The 20,384-nt window shown below is 32.8% G+C and carries 19 protein-coding genes; 10 read left to right on the top strand and 9 right to left on the bottom strand.

Annotated elements, in window-relative coordinates:
- Positions 1 to 62 precede the first annotated feature (62 nt).
- From ACNQGB_RS04895 to ACNQGB_RS04880, 4 genes are all read left to right on the top strand, one after another.
- Entirely contained in the window at positions 63 to 1,478 is a 1,416-nt protein-coding gene (locus ACNQGB_RS04895; RefSeq protein WP_417943766.1) for a CCA tRNA nucleotidyltransferase, read from the top strand.
- Between the two features lie 58 nt (positions 1,479 to 1,536).
- Positions 1,537 to 2,556, top strand: a complete 1,020-nt coding sequence (locus ACNQGB_RS04890) for a COX15/CtaA family protein (protein ID WP_417943765.1) — start codon at positions 1,537 to 1,539, stop codon at positions 2,554 to 2,556.
- A gap of 55 nt (positions 2,557 to 2,611) precedes the next feature.
- Positions 2,612 to 3,385: a CDP-alcohol phosphatidyltransferase family protein gene (locus tag ACNQGB_RS04885; protein WP_417943764.1), complete on the top strand. Its 774-nt coding sequence runs from the start codon at positions 2,612 to 2,614 to the stop codon at positions 3,383 to 3,385.
- A gap of 238 nt (positions 3,386 to 3,623) precedes the next feature.
- A complete protein-coding gene (locus tag ACNQGB_RS04880; RefSeq protein ID WP_309759718.1) occupies positions 3,624 to 3,806 on the top strand; it encodes a CsbD family protein in 183 nt (60 codons plus the stop codon).
- A 106-nt stretch (positions 3,807 to 3,912) separates the two neighbouring features.
- Here ACNQGB_RS04880 and ACNQGB_RS04875 read toward each other — a convergent pair whose 3' ends face one another.
- The 6 genes from ACNQGB_RS04875 to ACNQGB_RS04850 all read right to left on the bottom strand — a co-directional run bounded on the left by ACNQGB_RS04875 (position 3,913) and on the right by ACNQGB_RS04850 (position 9,852).
- The gene (locus ACNQGB_RS04875) at positions 3,913 to 4,680 is read right to left on the bottom strand and encodes a LytR/AlgR family response regulator transcription factor (protein WP_417943763.1); all 768 of its coding nucleotides are present in this window, start codon (positions 4,678 to 4,680) and stop codon (positions 3,913 to 3,915) included.
- 48 nt (positions 4,681 to 4,728) lie between these two features.
- Entirely contained in the window at positions 4,729 to 5,064 is a 336-nt protein-coding gene (locus tag ACNQGB_RS04870; protein ID WP_417943762.1) for a 2TM domain-containing protein, read from the bottom strand.
- Between the two features lie 75 nt (positions 5,065 to 5,139).
- On the bottom strand, positions 5,140 to 5,439 hold the full coding sequence (locus ACNQGB_RS04865) for a 2TM domain-containing protein (protein WP_417943761.1): 300 nt from the start codon (positions 5,437 to 5,439) through the stop codon (positions 5,140 to 5,142).
- 19 nt (positions 5,440 to 5,458) lie between these two features.
- A complete protein-coding gene (locus ACNQGB_RS04860) occupies positions 5,459 to 6,793 on the bottom strand; it encodes a histidine kinase (protein WP_417943760.1) in 1,335 nt (444 codons plus the stop codon).
- Between the two features lie 55 nt (positions 6,794 to 6,848).
- Positions 6,849 to 7,469: a hypothetical protein gene (locus tag ACNQGB_RS04855; protein WP_417943759.1), complete on the bottom strand. Its 621-nt coding sequence runs from the start codon at positions 7,467 to 7,469 to the stop codon at positions 6,849 to 6,851.
- Between the two features lie 223 nt (positions 7,470 to 7,692).
- Positions 7,693 to 9,852 carry a TonB-dependent receptor gene (locus ACNQGB_RS04850; RefSeq protein WP_417943758.1) on the bottom strand — a complete coding sequence of 720 codons (2,160 nt, stop codon included), beginning with the start codon at positions 9,850 to 9,852 and terminating at the stop codon, positions 7,693 to 7,695.
- 273 nt (positions 9,853 to 10,125) lie between these two features.
- On the opposite strand from ACNQGB_RS04850, the gene ACNQGB_RS04845 reads away from it, so the two are divergent.
- The 5 genes from ACNQGB_RS04845 to ACNQGB_RS04825 all read left to right on the top strand — a co-directional run bounded on the left by ACNQGB_RS04845 (position 10,126) and on the right by ACNQGB_RS04825 (position 13,842).
- A complete protein-coding gene (locus ACNQGB_RS04845) occupies positions 10,126 to 10,689 on the top strand; it encodes a sugar O-acetyltransferase (RefSeq protein WP_417943757.1) in 564 nt (187 codons plus the stop codon).
- Between the two features lie 83 nt (positions 10,690 to 10,772).
- Positions 10,773 to 11,165 (top strand): hypothetical protein, encoded by a 393-nt coding sequence (locus ACNQGB_RS04840; protein ID WP_309756114.1) that lies wholly within the window; start codon positions 10,773 to 10,775, stop codon positions 11,163 to 11,165.
- Positions 11,166 to 11,563: 398 nt separating this feature from the next.
- Complete coding sequence (locus ACNQGB_RS04835) at positions 11,564 to 12,103, top strand: IS1096 element passenger TnpR family protein (protein ID WP_417943756.1); 540 nt, start codon at positions 11,564 to 11,566, stop codon at positions 12,101 to 12,103.
- A 209-nt stretch (positions 12,104 to 12,312) separates the two neighbouring features.
- Positions 12,313 to 13,371, top strand: a complete 1,059-nt coding sequence (locus ACNQGB_RS04830) for a nucleoid-associated protein (RefSeq protein WP_309756110.1) — start codon at positions 12,313 to 12,315, stop codon at positions 13,369 to 13,371.
- A 231-nt stretch (positions 13,372 to 13,602) separates the two neighbouring features.
- Positions 13,603 to 13,842, top strand: coding sequence for a DUF1660 family phage protein (locus ACNQGB_RS04825; protein WP_417943755.1), 240 nt, complete (start codon positions 13,603 to 13,605; stop codon positions 13,840 to 13,842).
- Between the two features lie 159 nt (positions 13,843 to 14,001).
- Here ACNQGB_RS04825 and ACNQGB_RS04820 read toward each other — a convergent pair whose 3' ends face one another.
- Positions 14,002 to 14,187, bottom strand: coding sequence for a hypothetical protein (locus ACNQGB_RS04820; RefSeq protein ID WP_417943754.1), 186 nt, complete (start codon positions 14,185 to 14,187; stop codon positions 14,002 to 14,004).
- A 155-nt stretch (positions 14,188 to 14,342) separates the two neighbouring features.
- Here ACNQGB_RS04820 and ACNQGB_RS04815 point away from each other — a divergent pair, with 155 nt between their 5' ends.
- The gene (locus tag ACNQGB_RS04815) at positions 14,343 to 18,077 is read left to right on the top strand and encodes a metallophosphoesterase (protein ID WP_417943753.1); all 3,735 of its coding nucleotides are present in this window, start codon (positions 14,343 to 14,345) and stop codon (positions 18,075 to 18,077) included.
- Here ACNQGB_RS04815 and ACNQGB_RS04810 read toward each other — a convergent pair.
- Together ACNQGB_RS04810 and ACNQGB_RS04805 are read right to left on the bottom strand one after the other, a co-directional pair.
- Positions 18,060 to 18,938 carry a hypothetical protein gene (locus ACNQGB_RS04810; RefSeq protein ID WP_417943752.1) on the bottom strand — a complete coding sequence of 293 codons (879 nt, stop codon included), beginning with the start codon at positions 18,936 to 18,938 and terminating at the stop codon, positions 18,060 to 18,062. The two genes, ACNQGB_RS04815 and ACNQGB_RS04810, sit on opposite strands and share 18 nt — an antisense overlap.
- Positions 18,939 to 18,979: 41 nt before the next feature.
- Positions 18,980 to 20,041 (bottom strand): hypothetical protein, encoded by a 1,062-nt coding sequence (locus ACNQGB_RS04805; RefSeq protein ID WP_417943751.1) that lies wholly within the window; start codon positions 20,039 to 20,041, stop codon positions 18,980 to 18,982.
- Positions 20,042 to 20,384: the final 343 nt, after the last annotated feature.

Below are 20,384 nucleotides of genomic sequence, written 5' to 3'. Positions count from 1 at the left end.
CCCTTGAATACAAACGTATCGTTGATACCAAAAAATAATTAGCGAATTTGCGGTAATAAAAAATGAACTATAAACAAGCATTACAAAATAAAATTTTCGAAGTTATCTCTCAAGCTTCCCAAGAACTTAACGTTGATAGTTATGTAATTGGTGGTTTTGTGCGAGATTTACTTTTAAAAAGAGATTTCAAAAAAGATATTGATATTGTTGCCGTTGGCAGCGGAATCGAATTGGCTTTACACGTTTCAAAACTACTTCCCAATAAACCGAAAGTTCAAGTTTTTAAAACCTATGGCACCGCCATGTTGCGTTTTGAAGATACCGAAATAGAGTTTGTAGGCGCTCGTAAAGAATCCTATCAATCTGATAGTAGAAATCCTATTGTAGAAAACGGCACACTACAAGACGATCAAGGCCGTCGTGATTTTACAATCAACGCGCTCGCTATTTCGCTTAATGTAAAAAATTATGGAGATTTACTGGATCCTTTTGAAGGATTACTAGATCTTGAAAAAAAGATTTTAAGAACACCCCTAGAGCCAGACATTACCTACTCTGATGATCCTTTACGCATGTTGAGAGGAATTCGTTTTGCCAACCAATTGGGGTTTAAAATTGAAGCAAAATCGCTAAATTCGATAACCAAAAACGCGAACCGAATCAAGATCATCTCTGGGGAGCGCATCGTAGACGAGTTGAATAAAATACTATCTACAGACAAACCATCAGTAGGATTTTTACTTTTGTTCCAAACCGGACTTTTGGATATTATTTTACCTGAATTGACTGCATTGAATCAAGTAGAGGAAATTGAAGGTCACACACACAAAAATAATTTTTATCACACGCTGGAAGTTGTTGATAATATTTGCCCTAATACGGCTGATGTTTGGTTGCGCTGGTCTGCTTTACTGCACGATATTGGAAAAGCACCCACGAAACGTTTCAATAAAAAACAAGGATGGACTTTTCACGGTCATGAATTTCTTGGCGGGAAAATGGCAAAAAAAATCTTCGAAAGATTGCATATGCCGTTAAACCAAAAGATGAAATTTGTGCAAAAAATGGTGATGATGAGCTCCCGCCCTATCGTTTTGTCGCAAGATACAGTTACAGATAGTGCCGTTCGTCGTTTAGTTTTTGATGCTGGTGAAGATGTTGAAAATTTAATGACGTTATGCGAAGCAGACATAACGACTAAAAACCCAAATAAGTTCAAGAAATACCACAAAAATTTTGAAATCGTTCGAAAAAAAATTGTTGAAGTTGAAGAACGTGATCACGTACGTAATTTTCAACCGCCTATTTCAGGAGAAGAAATTATGGAGTTATTCAACTTAAAACCATCAAAAGAAATCGGAATGCTCAAAGAAGCTATAAAGGAAGCCATTCTGGAAGGCGAAATCCTTAACGAGTACCAAGCTGCTTATGACTTTATGTTGAAAAAAGCGACCAAATTAGGTTTAGTTAAAGTTTAACTATTGTGCATTTTATTTCTACACCAAAAAAAGATAATTTTACCAAAATAAATTTCAAGTGCAAAAATACTTTTTAAAATCAGCCAAAATAGCTTTAGTTCTTGTATATCTTGTCATTTTTGCCGGTGCCTTTGTACGATTGACAGGCTCTGGAATGGGTTGTCCAGATTGGCCAAAATGCTTTGGATATTACATACCTCCAACAGAGAAAAAAGAACTGCTTTTTACAGCACAAAAAGAATATGATAAAGGTCAAGTTATAATCAAAGACGAAATGCTTTTAGTTGCAAAAACTGATTTTACTTCAAAAACAAGTTTTGATGCATCGAACTGGGAAAAATATACCAAACACGATTACGCTATTTTCAACCCAATACACACTTGGGTCGAATATATAAACCGATTATTGGGAGCACTTGCCGGAATTGCGTGTGTAATCACTTTTGCACTTGCTTTTGGGTATAGGAAAGATAATAAAACACTCCTTTTACTGACCTTTTTAGTGTGTGTTTTAATGGGATTTCAAGCATGGCTTGGCAAAACCGTTGTAGACTCTGATTTGAGTCCCTACAAAATAACTACTCACATGCTTGCTGCATTGTTGATTGTAGCCTTTCAATTAATTGTTATTCACAGCACTCAAAACAACAAGAAAATAGTTGGCTATAATGCTAAATTCAATACCGTTTTACTTATTTCTTTAGCGCTTACTTTAATCCAAATTGTTTTAGGTACCGATGTGAGAGAACAAGTAGATATCATTTCAAAAACGGGTGCACCAGAAATTATGTGGCTTCAAAACCCAACCTTTGTGTTTTATATTCATCGTTCTTTTTCTATTGTAGTATTGCTAACTAATTTATATTTGTTTTCACTAAACCACAAATTAAGTTTAGGATTTTCAAAAACAAAATGGGTAATATCAATCTTAATTATGGAGATCATTTCGGGAATAGCCATGTATTATCTTGATTTTCCATTTGGTACGCAAACTGTTCATGTGGTATTAGCAACTCTATTGTTTGGAGTTCAATTTTACATTATTTTAGAATCTAAAGCAAAAAGAATACATTCATAAAAACATAAAATCCAGACTATATTGTCGCATTTACCATTGTTCACGTAGTACTAAAATGTCAAAACTTGCCGCTCAAGATAAATTTTTAGATTTATCAGATTATGGGAGAACGTTCGGAAAACTTCTAGCCAGTCAATTAAAAGACACCCGCTTTACACCCATTCATGTGACCCTACTTTTTGGTGTTTCGGGTTTAATCGCTATTTATAGTATTCTTGACGGATCGTATTTTTGGGCAGGTTTTTTTATAGTTTTAAAATCCGGAATTGATGCTGCAGATGGTGAATTAGCACGACAGAAAAACACCCCTTCTTATACCGGTAGATACCTTGATAGCGTGTTTGACATCATACTCAATTTTTTGTTTTTAATGACTATTTGTTATGTTTCGAAAACAACAATTTGGCTAACAATTTTGGCCTTTATTGGCATTCAATTACAAGGTACTTTATACAATTATTATTATGTAATTCTCCGAAATAAATCGGTTGGAGGCGACACAACTAGCAAAGTTTTCGAATACAAATCACCGCGCGCTTTAGCAGGAGAAACTCAAAAATCGGTCGATATTTTGTTTGGCATTTATACTATTGTGTATGGCGTTTTTGACAAAATAATTCACTCCCTAGATAAAAACGCATATAAGGTTAAGACATTCCCCAACTGGTTTATGACACTACTATCCATTTACGGTTTGGGTTTTCAATTGTTGATAATTGCAATAATGCTACCTGCTGGATTCATAGAATACATCATCCCATTTTTCATTATTTACACCCTATTTATTTTTGTGATAATTGGCATTAGAAAAACAGCATTTAAGGCATAAACTCCTGATAACAAAAATCTATATCACCTATTTATACAATACATTACCAGTGATTTAAATAATTTTATATGAATCAATAATTTAATTAATTTCATAATAACTATTTCATTTTTATTACGGTGAAGAAAAATTAATCGGATAGTAATTATACAACTGTTTCCTAGAATTGCATAACATTTTAACCGTTTAAAATAGCCAAAATTGTAAAGAACAAATAGTAATTTAAAACTTAGATATTATGCCAAATTCAAAAGAGATTGAAGGAAACTGGAATGAGTTGAAAGGAAAACTTAAACAGAAATATGCCGATTTGACCGATGATGATTTACTTTACGACGAAGGAAAAGAAGATGAAATGTGGGGTAAATTACAACAAAAATTAGGCAAGACAGAAAAAGAAATTAAATCATTATTTGATTAATTTTTAAATCCAACACGTACTTAAAACTGTTTCAATCGTTAGAGTCAAAATTTCCTATTAGGATTTTTTGACATTCATTTGAAACAGTTTTTTTTATGTTTTAAAATTACTCAATCCAAGTCTTAAAATCAGATACTTTTTCTCTGCTCACAATCACTTCTTCGTCTTTATAAGAAGGCAAAATAACTTTCAACCGAGAGTTGCTGTACACAACAATTTCTTTGATTGCTTTCAGAGGAATTATAAATTTTCGACTGATTCGAAAGAAATCTGCTGGATCTAATTCCTGTTCCAAAAGTTCCAATGTGCATTCCAATAAATAATTCCTGTTGTCAAAAGTATGTAAATACGTTCCTTTATTTTCGCTAAAAAAACATTCAATTTCCTCAATTGAAATCACTTTTAAATGTTGCCCAATTTTTACTGTGAATCGCTTTTTAAAGGTTTTTTCAAAAGGATTGGTTAGCATTTTTTTGATTTGCTCAAAATCGATGGTGAGATTTTGAGTTTGTAATTCTTGTTTTGGTAACAGTGATTTAAATTTAGTAACAGCGGCCTCAAGATCATCTTCATCGATGGGTTTCAAGAGGTAATCGATACTGTTTAATTTAAAAGCACGAAGCGCATATTCATCATAGGCAGTTGTAAAAATCACAGCGCTTTTGATACTTACTTTTTCAAAAATTTCAAAGGACAACCCATCTGATAATTGAATGTCTAAAAAAATTAAATCAGGATGCTCATTTTTAGAAAACCAATCAATAGATTCCTCAACAGAATGCAACATTACTCCTACTGCAACGTTTAGTTTTTCTAATTTTCTTTGCAGTAATCTGGCAGCAGGTTTTTCGTCTTCAATTATTATAGTAGTCATTTATATTGAATCGTTAATTTGGTTATTTGTCGAACTGAACACTCATTTTTACTCCCATTTTTCACTTTTCTCTTTTTCCATCAATTCCTTGATTTTTTTGTCTTCCCAGCTTTTACCAAAAAATATATTTCCCCCAAAAACAGACAAACCATGAAACAACAGTCCTATACCCCAAAAAAATGCTGTAAAGAAATTTTCTAATTTAAAGTAACTTTCACCCGGTTTTAGGTCATTAACGTTTAGGAAAAAAATAAAAATATTGACCAATATGTAAATCATCAAATGGTTATAAAAGCCTTTTAATTTTTTAACTTTTCTTTGAGCTTCTGCATACTTATCCTCAGGTTGGTGGCCATTATAATCCACCTCAGTATTGTTTATCATACTATTTTATTTTTAAGTGAAACTGATTAAGATCTCCAAAATCATAATCTAATTTAAAAAATTATCTAATCTGGATTACTCCCAATTTTTTTTATTCTCCTGATCCATAAGTTTTTTAATCTTTTGCTCTTCCCAATCTTTACCTAGAAATGGCAAATAATTAAAAACTCTCAATCCGTGGATAATTACCCCAATTCCCCAACCAAACAAAGGCCAATAAAACCATAAATGATCTGGTGATGTAACTAAATTAATCACTAGTAACACACTGTTAAAGACAATGTAGGAAACCAAGTTCCCATAAAATCCTTTAATTTCTTCAATTTGCTTTTTTGCTCTAAAGTAGCGCACGTCGTTCTGAAATGTATTTTCCATGTTGTACTTTTTTATGTATTTAATTCCAATTTTTCTTGTTGTCCTCTTTTTGTAAAATTTCCTGAATCTTACGTTCTTCCCAGTTCGAACTGTATCCATACACTTTTAAAGCGTGCATAATTAATCCAAATCCCCATCCCACAGCAGAAAACCAAAACCATTGAAAATGTGGGGAGAATTTTAAATTTATAAATATTAAAAAAGGAATAATGCAACAGTATGAAATTAGGTTTCCGTAAAACCCTTTCAGCTCTTCTACTCGCTTTTTTGCTTTGTAATACGCATTGTTTTCGTTGTAATTTGTAGTGGTATCCATTACTATTATTTGTTTGGTTAAAATAGGTATTTTGACTGTAAATGTTTTTTCGTTTTGGGCAATCAATACTTTTCTTTTGGTAATAATTCCATATCGATTGATAATATTTTGTAAACCAACGCCTTGACGTTCTTGTAACACTTCCTTTTTTTGATAATCGTTTTGAACTGCTAAGTAATCGCCCTCTACATAAATCCTAATATGCAACGGCCGTTGCTCACTGACTACATTGTGTTTTACTGTGTTTTCTAACAATAATTGCAGCGATAGCGGCACTACTTTGGCCTCTGGATTTATAGCTGTTGCTGGTAAATCGTAAAAAAGACTGTTTTCAAAACGCATTTTCAGCAAGTTCATGTAGGTTTTGGCGAAAGCCAATTCCTCATCAACAGAAACTAATTCTTTGTCTTTTTGTTCTAAAACATACCGATAAATTTTAGACAAAGAAGTGGTAAACCGTTGCGCATTTTCTGGATTTTCTTCGATCAAAGAACTCAATACGTTCAAACTGTTAAAAAGAAAATGCGGATCGATTTGGTTTTTTAAACTTTCAAACTTGGCATTAGCTGTTCCTGCTATGATTTTTTGCTCTTTGACTTTGTTTTCATTGTAGGCCTTGTAAAATGAAATGGCATGTACTGAAAGCGTGACAAAAAAAGTAATTACGATTCCTGCTAGATAATTTGAAGGCTTTTCATTTGCCAAAAAGTAGTCAAATGAGTTGCCATTATAGATTACTTCTTCAAAAACGTGCAATAAAAAAATAACCGTTAACGATAGTGTTAAAGAACCTATAAAACCTGTTACTAATCCTCTTATTGAAAATCGATCAGCAAAAAAGGAATCTAATTTCATAAACAAAAGCGCATTTGCAGTGTATAATGAAAACGTATACAACGCCGTAAAGAAAAACTGAACTAGTAATTTTTTACCAAAATGGATTTCGCTACCCATAACCACATTAATAATTTGCATTACTACAAAAATAACTAGTGTTAGTTTTATTGCTTTCAGTAGTTGATTATAGAGAATATTCATTTGTGTAGCTTTTTATTGGTGCGCATTTTTTATGAAATTTCAAGATGCTGCGTTTTTATTTACAGTTTTTTTGTGCTTCGATCGCTCTTTCTAAACCCCATTTTGGTGAGAAAGGTGTTTCTGGTTTAAAAGTAGCAAAAAGTCCGATAGCTTTTTCAATTTGAGCACACATTGGCTTGGTATCGGTTCCCCAAAATTTAGCACTACCTATTTCAAACTCTGCTTTATTATAAACTACTCTTGGATTTTCTGGAGCAATTGCCTGTGCTTTGCCATATAATTGCATTACTGTTCCAGATAATTTTTGTCCGTTTGTCATGGGATCAAAAGCAATCCAGGCGGTGTGAATCATTGCTTGTACAACTAATAGTTCTGCATTGTTAGGATTTTTATCCATTTCTATATCCAATGCTTTTTGTGCTTTTGAAAGCAACAAATTCATTTGATCTTTATCCTTTGTTTTAAAAGCAGTTGTGGTGTTAACTAATGCCACGTAATAATTTGGCAACCAACTTGTTTTTTCGGCAGCTGCAATTCGTTCGAATACATCCGAAGCTTCAGTGTTTTTTCCTTCGCCCCATAATTGAAAAGCTTTTCCCATTCCCTGCTCGAATTGTCCTTGAGCAGATACTAAACTACAGATAAAAAATGCGATAGTTGTGATAATTTTGATCATAATTTCTTGGTTTTAAATAGTTGTTTTTTTTGTGATTGAAACGTTATAATTAATTTATACTTCAAAAGTATCTCGGTTATTCGTGGTTTAAAATTTATAAATACTGAACTGTAGAATTTGATGGATGAATTGTTATTTGATAAAAAGTCGAAAGTCATAAACTTGAAAGAGTTTTCGTTTACAAGGACTTTAGACCTTTGACTTTAAGATAGTATGACTCCTTTTATAGATTTCTCAATTGATTGTCTTTTTTGTCATTGCTTATCGTCCAAAAGAAACCTACAAAGAAAAACCGATCAGCAGTAGGAATGATCTCTTTTCGCTTATAAAAACCAGCATTGTCTGGATTGTTGGCGTATTCGTAACCAAATACATTTTGAGAACCTAAAACATTAGAAACTGAGAAATATAAAATCTTTTGTTGTGACAGTAAATACGCCCAATTGAAACTTAAACTATTGTAGGATTTTGTTTTACCGTTCATGAATTTTGTTTCGTTTGGATTGTTGTAGGGACGACCGGAACTGTAGGAGTTTGTAAAACCTATTTGTGATTTCCAGTCATTGATCCAGTATTTAGTAACGATAGACAAGCTATGATCTGCAACAAAACTTGGTGTGACTTGAGAACTAAAATTTTTATAATCTCTCTCGGTATCGATATATGAATAAGAAACCCAATATTCTAAGTTTTTTATGGATTTTCCATCTCTCCAAAACAAATCCAAGCCTTTTGCATATCCAGAACCTGTATTGTCATAAACTGAATTAAATAGAGCCGTTTGAGTGTCGAATTTTACTAAATTACGATAGTCTTTGTAATAGGTTTCGGCACGAAATGTTTTTCCGTTTTTACTGTATTGAAAGTTCAAAATATAATGTGATGCTTTCTCACTCTCAAATTGATGATTATTAGAATATTTGATATAATCTGCACTTGGAGTTTGTGTGAAATCACCGTAGGCAAAGGAGAACTGACTGTTTTTAGCCATTTTATATGCAAAAGAAACCCGCGGAGAAATAGCCGTTTCATTTAACAAATCATTATTAGAAGCCCGTACACCAACTTTTGCCGCCCACTTTTTAGAGAATAATAGATCAGCTTCGGTATAAATAGCACCAATATTTGAATCGTATCCATTGGTAAAAACAGAACCCGAATTTTCTTTAAAATCTTCTTTGAATTGGGTTACAAAATAATCTGCTCCAAAGGAAACTTTCAATCGGTCTGAAAAGCTTTTTCGTAGTTTTAATTTTAAATGTGCTGCATTTTCATCATTGTTCACTTTATCAGTAGCTAAATCGACTTTGTTTGTGCTGTAGCCATAACTCAACCCAGAAGTAAGTTGCCAATTATTTCCAAAAACTCCCTTGTAAGATGAATTCAAATAGAAATTATTATTGTTTAATGCAATCCTAATTTTATTTAGCGAATTAATACTTTCCTGATTGATATCAAATTTTGAAGAATCGAAAGCAGCATATACTTTCAAAATTCCGTTATTGAAATTATAGCGATACACCGTTTCTCCTGACAAAGATTGAAAAGGACTATTCCAATCTACGTTTTGAGGAATTGCGGCTTGATACGGAGCCAGATTAATGTAATTGGCATTGACGCTCAACGAACTTTTTTTCCATTTTTGAGTATTTCCAATTCCCAACCCTACGGTCATTAAAGAGATTTCGGTTTTATTCTGATCTGGTTCATCTTGTGTATTTAATAGCAAAACACTAGACAAGGCTTCACCATATTCTGCTGAGTAACCGCCAGTTGAAAATGATATTCCGCTGAATAAAAAGGGAGAAAATCGACCTCGAGTAGGCAAATTATTCGTGGTTGCTCCATACGGTTGGGCAACCCGAATGCCATCTACAAAGGTTTGTGTTTCATTGGCTTCGCCACCACGAACAAATAATCGGCCATCTTCGCCCACGGTTTGTGTTCCCGGCAAGGTTTGCAGCGCGGCAATAATATTTCCTGCAGAACCAGCTGTAGTTACAATATCTAATGGTTTTAGCACCGAAACCCTTGATTTGTCGCCTGCTTCTAATGTTCCAGCTGTAATGACAACGGCATCAAGCGCGTTTACACTCTCCCGAAGCTTGATGGTTTTATTTTGAAAAGTAGCCACATCAATTACCGTTCTTGAAGTTTCATAAATCAGGAAACTCACCACCAAAGTTTGCTTGCCCGTGGTTGCAGTTGTAAAACTAAAATTACCCGTTTCAGTAGTTGAAGCACCATCATAGGTTCCTTCGATAAAAACATTTGCACCTGCAACGGGTTTTCCTTTCTCGTCTACTACTTTTCCTGATAGTGTAGTTTGAGAAAAAACAAACGTGGTACATAAAAAAATAGTAAGTGTAATAATAGTTTTCATGTGATTTGATTTTTTGATGAAACAAAAATAGAATAGCTACCAACGATAAAAAACTATACTTTACCGAACTGTTGAAATTAATGGATGAATTGTAACGCACCTATTTTTCTGGTATATTTACATCAAGTGTCAAAATACGGATCTAATTTGCATAAGGTATCGCAGTGGAAATCCTTTATTGTATCGTTTTCAAAACGAGATAATAAAGATTGAAGCGAAGGAGCCCGACCGAAGCTTTTGCGGAGGGCATGCCCAAAAAATAACAAAGAAAAAATGATAGTACAAACCGAAAAAGAAAAAATGATTGCCGGAGCTTTTTACTCCGCAGGCGATACGGTTTTAGTAAAAGACCGTCGAAGAGCTAAAAATTTGCTTCACAGATTGAATGTAACGGAATACCGAGTGACAAAAAAAGCACGGGAAATCCTAAAAGAGTTGATCCCGAATGCAGGAGCGAATTTTTATGTGGAACCGCCCTTTCATTGTGATTACGGATACAATATTACGTGTGGCACGAATGTGTATTTCAATGTAAACTGTGTGGTTTTAGATGGCGCACCCGTTACAATTGGTTCTAATGTGTTTTTTGCGCCCAATGTGCAGTTGTATACCGCCACACATCCGCTAGATGCTGAACTGAGAAAAATCCAGGAAAACGCCTTACCAATATCCATTGGTGATGATTGCTGGATTGGTGGCAATACGGTTATATGCCCTGGAATCACGATAGGGAAAGGCTGTGTTATTGGAGCAGGTTCTGTGGTGACCAAAAATATTCCTGATAATTCATTGGCAGTTGGAAACCCAGCAACAGTGATTCGGAAATTGAATGAGTAATAAATTTGAAAAGCAAAAATAGGAACATGTCAAAACTAAATTTTACTATATTTGTTATAAAAATTAAACCTAAACAAATCATAATGAAACATCTTAAAACCTTTCTAGTCTTAGCACTTATTGTTGTCGCAAACTCTGTTTCGGCACAATCTACTTTTGATAAATGGCCAGCCATAAAAGAATTTCATGGTGTAATGTCTGAAACTTTTCATCCTGCAGAGGAAGGAAATTTAGCACCAATAAAAGCACGTTCAGAGGAAATGATGAACAAGGCGGCTTTACTATTAAAGTCTGATATCCCAACAGAATTTAAAACAAAAGCAATATTAGCTTCGGCAGAACGCTTGCAATTAAAAAGTAAAGCGCTTCATGAATTAGTTACTTCAAACGGAGCTGATGCTGCGATAGTAAAATCAATTACTGAATTGCATGATGTTTTTCATGAGATCGTAGGACTTTGTTCTGAGACGAAATAATTCAACTTATTATTTGATAGACAGCCCCCAAAAACTAATGCTTTTTTTGGGGGTATTTTTATGAAGTTAAAATTCTGATAGTATCCCGAATTTAAAATGGATTAGGTGAATCCTAATAAATGATTCGCTCAATACCTGATAATGTATATGAATAACAGCTTCATAGAATATGAAAAGCTAACAACACCCCTATTTAAAAAACGTGTAAACGGTACTGAAAATAAAGCAAAACAATTCCATTTATTGCCTTAACCAATATACAGCAGTAACTGTTTTTGATAATCAAGAGCTCATTCCCTTCGTAAATCGATTGCAAAAATCTTATCAACAAAACTAAAAACTGAAATCGAAAACTGAAATTAAATTTTACCTTTGACCTTTCAATAAAAAGAAAGATTATGGTTTATAAATTTAGAGTGATTCTAGACGCGGAAGAAGATGTTTTTAGAGACATCGCAATATTTGAAGACGATACTTTAGAAGATTTGCACAATGCTATTTTTAATTCCTTTGGATTTGATGGCATGGAAGTGGCTTCGTTTTACACTTGTGATGAAACGTGGAACCAAGAAGAAGAGATTTCACTTTTTGATACTGGTGATGTTCCCGGCGAGCAAAAAATCATGAGCGACTATCAATTGTCTGATATTTTAGACAAACAAAATACTAAAATCCTCTACGTTTATGATTTTATTAATATGTGGACCTTCCTTGTAGAGCTTGCAGCTGTAGAAGATCAAAATATTGGAAATTTATATCCTGAAACTATTTTTTCTCATGGCGAAATGCCGGATGAAGCAATGGAAAAAAACTTTGAATCTGACAATGCCGATGACTACAATGCTGAATTTGAAGACGGATTAGATGAAGATGATTTAGATATGTTTGAGGGAGACGATAGTTTTGAAGACTACGGTTTTGAAGAAAATTGGAATTAGTCCTCTCCCCGACCCTCTCCAAAGGAAAGGGAGGGATACCTGCACAAAAATAAAAAGAATGTCCGTATCTATTCCCAGAGGACATCTTTTTAATGGGTTTCTTTGTTAGGTAGTACTCCAGACAAATATAAAAAAATTTAACAAGCACAAAATCACTCCTCATCTCCCCCTCCTTCGGAGGGGGCTGGGGGGAGGAAACCATAAAAAAAATGATCAACTTATACAATACGCACATCGAAAATTTGTCCATTCACAGAGTGGGGAATAAAAGTAGAAACGAAGCCATTTTTTTATCAGAGCAACCTTTTACGCTCAATGATGAAATTGTGCCTTTAATGAAGGAATTTTTCTTTAAATCCTTTAGAGAAAAAGAAGAAAATTATTTTCAGTTTGCACATGAAGTTGATTTGGATTACAATGATATGTTCAAGTTTGCGACAGAAATTTTTGACAATCCTAGTAGTGCTCATGAAATTTCTAAAAAAATCACAACACACCTCTTTGAGCAGTCCAATCATCCTCATATCAAAAATGGTGAGGTATACGTGACCTATTTAAGTAACGTAAGTATTGATAATAATGTGGTTGATGCTATTGGAATTTTTAAAAGTGAAATTCAAGCAGACTTTTTACAGTTTGAAGAAAAAAGTTCCCATCTAGAGATGATTTTACAGCATGGTGTGAGTTTAAATAAACTAGATAAAGGGTGCTTGATCTTTAATTACAAAAAAGAGGAAGGATATAAAATACTAACAGTTGACAGCAACCGCTATGATGCCAGATATTGGCTAGAGCATTTTTTATCAGTTGATGCCTTTGAGGATGAAAACTTTATCACTAAAAAGTATTTAAAATTCTGCCAAAACTTTGCTAAAGACGTCGTTTTTCCAGCTGAGGATAAAAAAGAAGAAGTGATGTTCATGAATCGCTCTGTAAACTATTTTGCAAAAAACGATCAGTTCGAGGAAACAAACTTTTTAAATGAAGTCTTAGACAATCCCGATTTAATTCCTGAATTTAAAAATTATAAAGTAGACAAAGGAGAGAAATACAGTATAGAAGATGTTACCTCATTTCCTATTGCAAATGCAGCAGTTTCTGACGCACGTAAATCAATCAAAAACGTCATTAATTTAGATACGCACATTCAAATTAAAATGGATTTTATCAACCCTGAGAGTGCTGAAAAGTATGTGGAAAAGGGTTGGGATGAAGAAAAACAAATGTACTATTATCTGGTCTATTTTAACAAAGAAGAAAAAAGCTAGACTCAACCTCAATGGCAACTATATAGTCCTCAATTGCTTAAGCAATTGAGGATTTTTTTTAATTTAATATCACAATTAAACAAAAATTATATAAGAAATAAATCTAATTATATAAGAAATATATGGTTTTTATTCAGAAATAGTGTTTTTTAACGATTAAATTTGAAAACTTAATTACTATTGATTATATTTATACTGCTCTTAAAATCATAATATTAACATCTAATCAGTATGAACTTAATCGAAATTAAAGAAAAAATTTTAAGCAAAAAAATACTCTGCACTCTATTTGGGCACAAAATAATTACAACACGAAATGTTACGGATCATTTCAAAGAATTTAAATGCACTGTTTGTGAACTCGAATTAACGAATGATGAAAAAGGTAGAAAAACATTTCTCACGCCTGAATTAAAAGAAATTAACGAAACCCTAATAGGATTTCATAATAAAAGAATACACTCTGCCTAAATTGAACTATTAAAAATTCGCTTCTACATTTATTTATTATCACACTATTTTCTCTTTTCGTAATCTTTCACAACTGAAATATACTAATCGATTACAATATGAAAAATAAGCTGCGTCTTTAATTATTTTTTCAGAAAGGCTTTGAAGAACACATTGTATTTAGGTACCTTCAATTAGTCCAGTCACTTTCTCAATATAATCTTCTGATTTCCCTATTTCTGATAAAAAATCAGAACCTATTGTACTATTAGCAGCAACATTATTTCTACAATTTTTTGAATATCCTGTATTATAAAAATACGCGCTACCTACTAAAATTTCCTTATCAAGCAGTAATATCCTCACTATCCGCAAATGTTATAACAACATGGACTACATAACTCGTGCGCTTAAAATTATGGTAGGTATATGAACGAGAAAGTTTATCTTTGAGTAATTTACTAACCAAATTTTCGGATTGTTCGATAAGGTTCGTACAAAATTTTTTAAACAACTGAAAGATGAAATTATTTTCGGATAATTGTTTTATAGCTTCGAATAAAATAATTTTTAAGGCACTTATAGCTGTATTTATTTTCCAATCTTGTGCTACGCATTACGAACAATTTGGTAAAAAAACTAAAAATACTGCAGAACAAAAAGGAATAGATAGTTCTAAAGTTTCGCATACTTTTTATTTAATTGGGGATGCTGGAAATGCCAATGAAGAAAAAGCGCAACAAACAATTAGTTTACTTGAGGATCGTTTAAAAAAAGCAGATAATAACGCAACACTTTTATTTCTTGGTGATAATATTTATCCAAAAGGATTGCCTAATACTACTAATGCAAATGAGCGATTAATTGCCGAAAGTAAGCTTACCAATCAACTCAAATTGTCTGAAAATTTTAAGGGCCAAACCATATTTATACCAGGAAACCACGATTGGTACAGCGGAATAAAAGGTTTAGAACGCCAAGCAAAATTTATCACCGATTATTTGAATGATAAAAATTCATTTTTGCCCAGAAAAGGCTGTGGTATCGACAACCTAGAAATCAATAAAAATCTAGTTTTAATAACTATTGACAGTCAATGGTTTTTAGAAGACTGGGACAACAGTCCTACTATAAATGATGATTGTACAATAAAATCTAGAGATGCTTTTTTTAATGAATTAGAAGAAATTCTGAATAAAAACCAAGAAAAAACAATACTTCTGGCGTTGCATCACCCATTAATGAGTAACGGGATACATGGTGGACAGTTTTCACTAGAAAAACAACTATTCCCATTAGAGCAAAAAATTCCGTTACCAGTGGTAGGCTCTATTCTTAACTTCGTTCGTAAAACATCGGGAATTAGCCCGCAAGACATTCAAAATAAACAGTATACAATTTTTATTAAACGACTAAAAACATTGTTACAAAGTCAAGAAAATGTCATTGTAGTTTCTGGTCATGACCATAATTTACAATACATTGAAAAAGACAACCTCAGACAAATTATAAGTGGGGCCGGCTCAAAATCAGAAGCTGCAAAAGCGGTGAACCCTAATGATTTTTCTTATGGGGGAAATGGTTATACTCAATTAAGTGTTTATGAAAACGGAGCGGCAAAAGTTACTTTTTATGGAAAAGAAAACAATAAAGAAAAACTGATTTTCAAACAGTTTATACTTGCAAAAAAAGACGATTTCAGTACTAGAAGCTTCCCTACTTCATTTGCTAAAACCACTACTGCAACTGTCTATACCGCAAAACAAACGGATCAAAAAGCCTTTTATAGATTGCTTTTTGGAAAACATTATAGAAATTATTACAGTTTACCCATAACAGCAACAACCACAACTCTTGATACTCTTTTTGGGGGGTTACAACCAAAACGAGCTGGAGGTGGTCATCAGTCCAGATCATTACAAATTGTGGACAAAAACGGAAAAGAATATGTAATGCGAGCCTTGAAAAAAAGTGCTTCTCGTTTCCTTCAAGCGGAAGCATTTAAAAACCAATTCATCGAAAATGAATTTGAAGACACCTATGCAGAGAATTTTTTGCTTGATTTTTACACAACTTCGCATCCTTACACAACATTTGCAGTTGGGAATTTAGCCGAAAAAATTGGAGTTTCACATCCCAATCCAGTATTGTATTATATTCCTAAACACAAAGCCTTAAAAGATTTCAATACAAGTTTTGGAGATGAATTGTATTTGGTTGAAGAAAGTCCTACTGATAGCCAAATTAATGCGAAAAGCTATGGAAATCCTAGTGCTATTATCAGTACACAAGATGTTTTAAAGAACCTTCATAAAGATGAAAAATATAGTGTAGACGAAGCCGAATACATCAAAGCACGATTGTTTGATATGCTCATAGGAGATTGGAACAGAAACGAAGATCAATGGCGCTGGGGCGAATATAAAGTAGAAAAAAAAATAGTTTACAAACCAATACCAAGGGATCGAGATCAGGCTTTTACAAAATATGATGGAGCATTGCTTACCGTATTGATGAATATGCCTTTGTTGCGCCACATGCAAAGTTTTGAAAATAAAATTAAAAATGTAAAATGGTTTAATCGCGAACCTTATTCTTTGGACCTCGCTTTGCTTAAAACGGCAGACGAAAAGGAGTGGCTCAAACAAGCTAAATTCATTCAGGAAAATCTAACCGATACTGCTATATACAATGCCTTTGACAATCTACCAAAGGAAGTTCAAGATGAAACACTTACTAGCATTAAACAAAAATTAATTATTAGAAAAACAGCTTTACAAAACTACGCATCAGCTTATTATATGGTTTTACAAAAAACAGTTTTAATTGTTGGTACTGATAAAAAAGATAAATTTATAATTCGACAAGCTACCAAAAACAAAATAGAAGTCGACGTATACCGTGCTAAAAATGAAGGAGATGAATTACTGTACAAGAAAGAATTCTTTGCCGATAAAACAAAAAATATTTGGATTTACGGATTGGATGAAGACGATATTTTTGAAGTAAAAGGAAACGCAAAATCAGATATAAACATACGGTTAATTGGCGGTCAAAACGAAGATTCTTATACTGTTCAGAATGGTAAAAAGATAAAAATTCATGATTTTAAATCCAAAATGAATACCTATTCTTTAGACTCAAAAACAAGAGTTCTTTTATCTGATGATTATAAAGCTAGTTTATATGATTTTAAAAAACCAAAATACAATGCATTTTCAGGATTACCCAATATAGGTTTTAATCCAGATGATGGAGTGAAAATAGGTTTTATTACCAGCTATACAATCAATAAATTTAATCAAAATCCATACACACAAAAACATATTCTGAAAGCAAATTACTTTTTTGCAACAGATGGGTACGAACTGGTTTACAATGCACATTTTCCAAAATCAATAGGTAAATGGGATTTAGACTTAGAGAGCCAGTTTAACAGTCCTAATTTTACCATTAATTATTTTGGAACTGGTAACGAAAGCGCAAATAATGACGAAATTTTCGGAATGGATTACAATCGCGTTCGTATTGGAATGCTCAAAGTTTTACCGTCAATCAAAAAAGTAGGGAAATATGGTAGTACAATTTATTTTCAAACTTCATTTGAACAAATCAGTGTAGAGGAAACCAATAACCGATTCATAAACATTCCCGGAATTGTAAATCCCAATGTTTTTGATAACCAACGATTTGCTGGAGCAACCTTCAAATACAGTTTTGAAAATTATGATATGCCGTCATTTCCTTCAATGGGAATGGGATTTTCTATTGCAGGATCATGGAAAATGAATGTGAATGATACAAAACGAAATTTTCCTTCATTAGAGAGTAAACTGAATTTTAACCATAAAATTGATGCCAATGGAAAAGTAGTATTTGCAACAATTTTGAAAGCAAAAATACTTTTAAACACTAATTTCGAATTTCATCAAGGAGCGACTTTGGGCGGTGATTATGATTTAAGAGGGTTTAGAAACGAACGTTTTTTAGGCAATCAATCATTCTATCAAAGCAGCGATATTCGCTGGAATATTGGAAAAATAAGAAGAAGCGTGTTGCCTATGACGTACGGAATTCTGGGTGGTGTTGATTATGGACGCGTGTGGAAAAAAGGAGAAAATTCAGAGAAATGGCATCAATCTTTTGGTGGCGGATTATGGCTCAATGGATTAAATGTAATCACAGCCAGAATCACTTATTTTAAAAATTCTAATGAGGAAGCCCGAATCGCTTTTGGACTAGGATTTGGATTTTAATTTTTTGACACTAACTTCATAATCCTTCCCTCCTACGCTTTTAGTTTTTTCATCGGCAATAAAAAGTCGGTCATTATCTATAAATGATACTGCTTCTTTTTGGGAAAAATGATTTAATTCGAGAGTAGTTTTTGTTCCATCCAAAAAATTATCCCCTTCGAAATTTTCGAATAAGAAAATCCTATCATGGGTTAAAATAACAAATTTAGAGTCATCTGGAGCTATAGTTGCAGCCGTGATTGCACAATGATTGTAGTTATCACAAGTTTTAAATTTTCCCATCAAAACTGCTTGATGAAAACCTGCAGTATTGGGGATTTTATATAAAAAAGCGGTTCCGTCAAAACCTTTATTTCGATTTTTTGTAAAGAGATAGAAATTATTTTTGAATTCGAAAAATCCTTCAACATCATAAAACATTTCTGCTTTTTTAGGAGGAAAATCTTTTTGCTCAGGATATGCAAAGGAAACTTTGTAAGCTGGAATGGCGCTTTTTGTAGTTAAAGACTTTTTATCAATTTTGTAAATACATAAATCCTTTCGTTCATTATCATTGTTACCAAAATCTCCAACATAGAGATTACCGTCTTTATCTTTAGTAATGTCTTCCCAATCGATATTGGTTGTGTTTGCAATCGTTAATGTTTTTTCAATTGCACCGTTTTCAAAATTGAGTCCATAAATTTCATTCGCGTTACCGCTATCCTCCAGCACCCAGAGTAAATTACTTGAATCTACATATATAATTCCTGAGATTTCTTTTAGTTTTTTGGGTAATGAATAAACGGGTGATACAGTTCCTGAATCGTGCTGACAGGACAAAAAAGTCAATGCAAATAAAGTGAAAATATAATTTCTCATAGTAAAATTAGTAGTAATAAATAGATTTAAGAAAACTAATATCAAATCTTAAAAACAGTCGCATTCTTGAAATTTCTTGTAATAAATCCAAAAGCTGCGCTCATGATATTCCCCATAGATTTGGCTTTTTTAAAATTCATATCATTCGTGTAGCGATACAATTCTAATTGCAATTGTTTCAAATGTTCTTCGGGAGCGATTACGTCATCTCCCATAATTTGCAACAATCGTTTTATTCGGTTTTCAGCAGAATGAATTCTCTTGGCAAGAACCGCTCTTTCTTCATCCTTGTATTGCTCGATAGAACTGTTTTGAAGTTTGTCCTTTACCAATTTTACCATTGGATAATTTTCCTTAAAAAATTGAGGTCGGTACACTTTAAAATTTCCTTCGTAGCACTGCTGATCAAAATCTATAGCGCGAATTTTATACACAACATGATCAAAATCATGTGTGGGAACTATCACGTAATTATAGGAACGCATATCGCCAAGCAATCGAATCATACAACGCTCATTGAATTTTACGAACTCTTTAGCAATTTGAGATTTCTCAGTTTCGGTGCACTCTAATAATAATTTTTTAATAAAAACATCACCGGGAATCCCCATAATGTGTTCCTCTATTAAAGTGTCGTTATACACTAGGAAATTAATTTTATCTGGAGATAAAATATGCTCTAATTCGAGTCCATAAATTCGAGAAGCATCGGCTTTCTTTATGTAGAAGTGCGTGTAATTGTCATTTAATATATTTCTGATTTTTATCCGAAACGGTTTTGAATTACCAAAAGTGCAATAATCTATAGAATCTACATTTAAGAATTTAATGATTCCCAAATTACCATCAGAATGCAGCAATGAATAGATTTTTTTTAAAGTTAAATCAATTTCTTGTCTCTCAAATTCAGTATAATACACACGAATCCATAACGTATCTTCATCGTTTTTATCATAAACAGTTACCGATCCTGAAAAACGCAATAAATCATCATAGACAATAGCAACTTTTGACAAACGATCAAAACGCTCCAAATATTCTAAAAGTGATTTATTTACTGGATACGATGGTTTTTTAAAAAGCATTACAGGCTCACTACTCATTGAAATAAGGATTTAGAACAAAATTACAATAAAATAAGCCGATGTAATACACTCATTTCATATGTTTTAACTACCTTTAATGAAGAATTATTAAAATAACCTGCATACGCTGGCACATTTTCTTAATGGAATTAAAACAATATGTATTAGCTATAAAATGAAAATTAATTAGTCAATGGATAAAAATCAATTTTTATTTACTGTTAAATGTATAAACACAATACTACCCTAAATCAATACTATTAACGACTAATAAAAATAGAATTACAGCCTACTGTTTTATAACCGGAAATTTTAAAACCTAAACTACAAACTTTATATTCATTTATCAATACTGTAGTTA

The sequence above is a fragment of the Flavobacterium frigidum genome, from assembly GCF_048286795.2.
The sequence above is the reverse complement of the archived record's forward strand: the minus strand, read 5'-3'. Positions and strand labels throughout refer to the sequence as shown.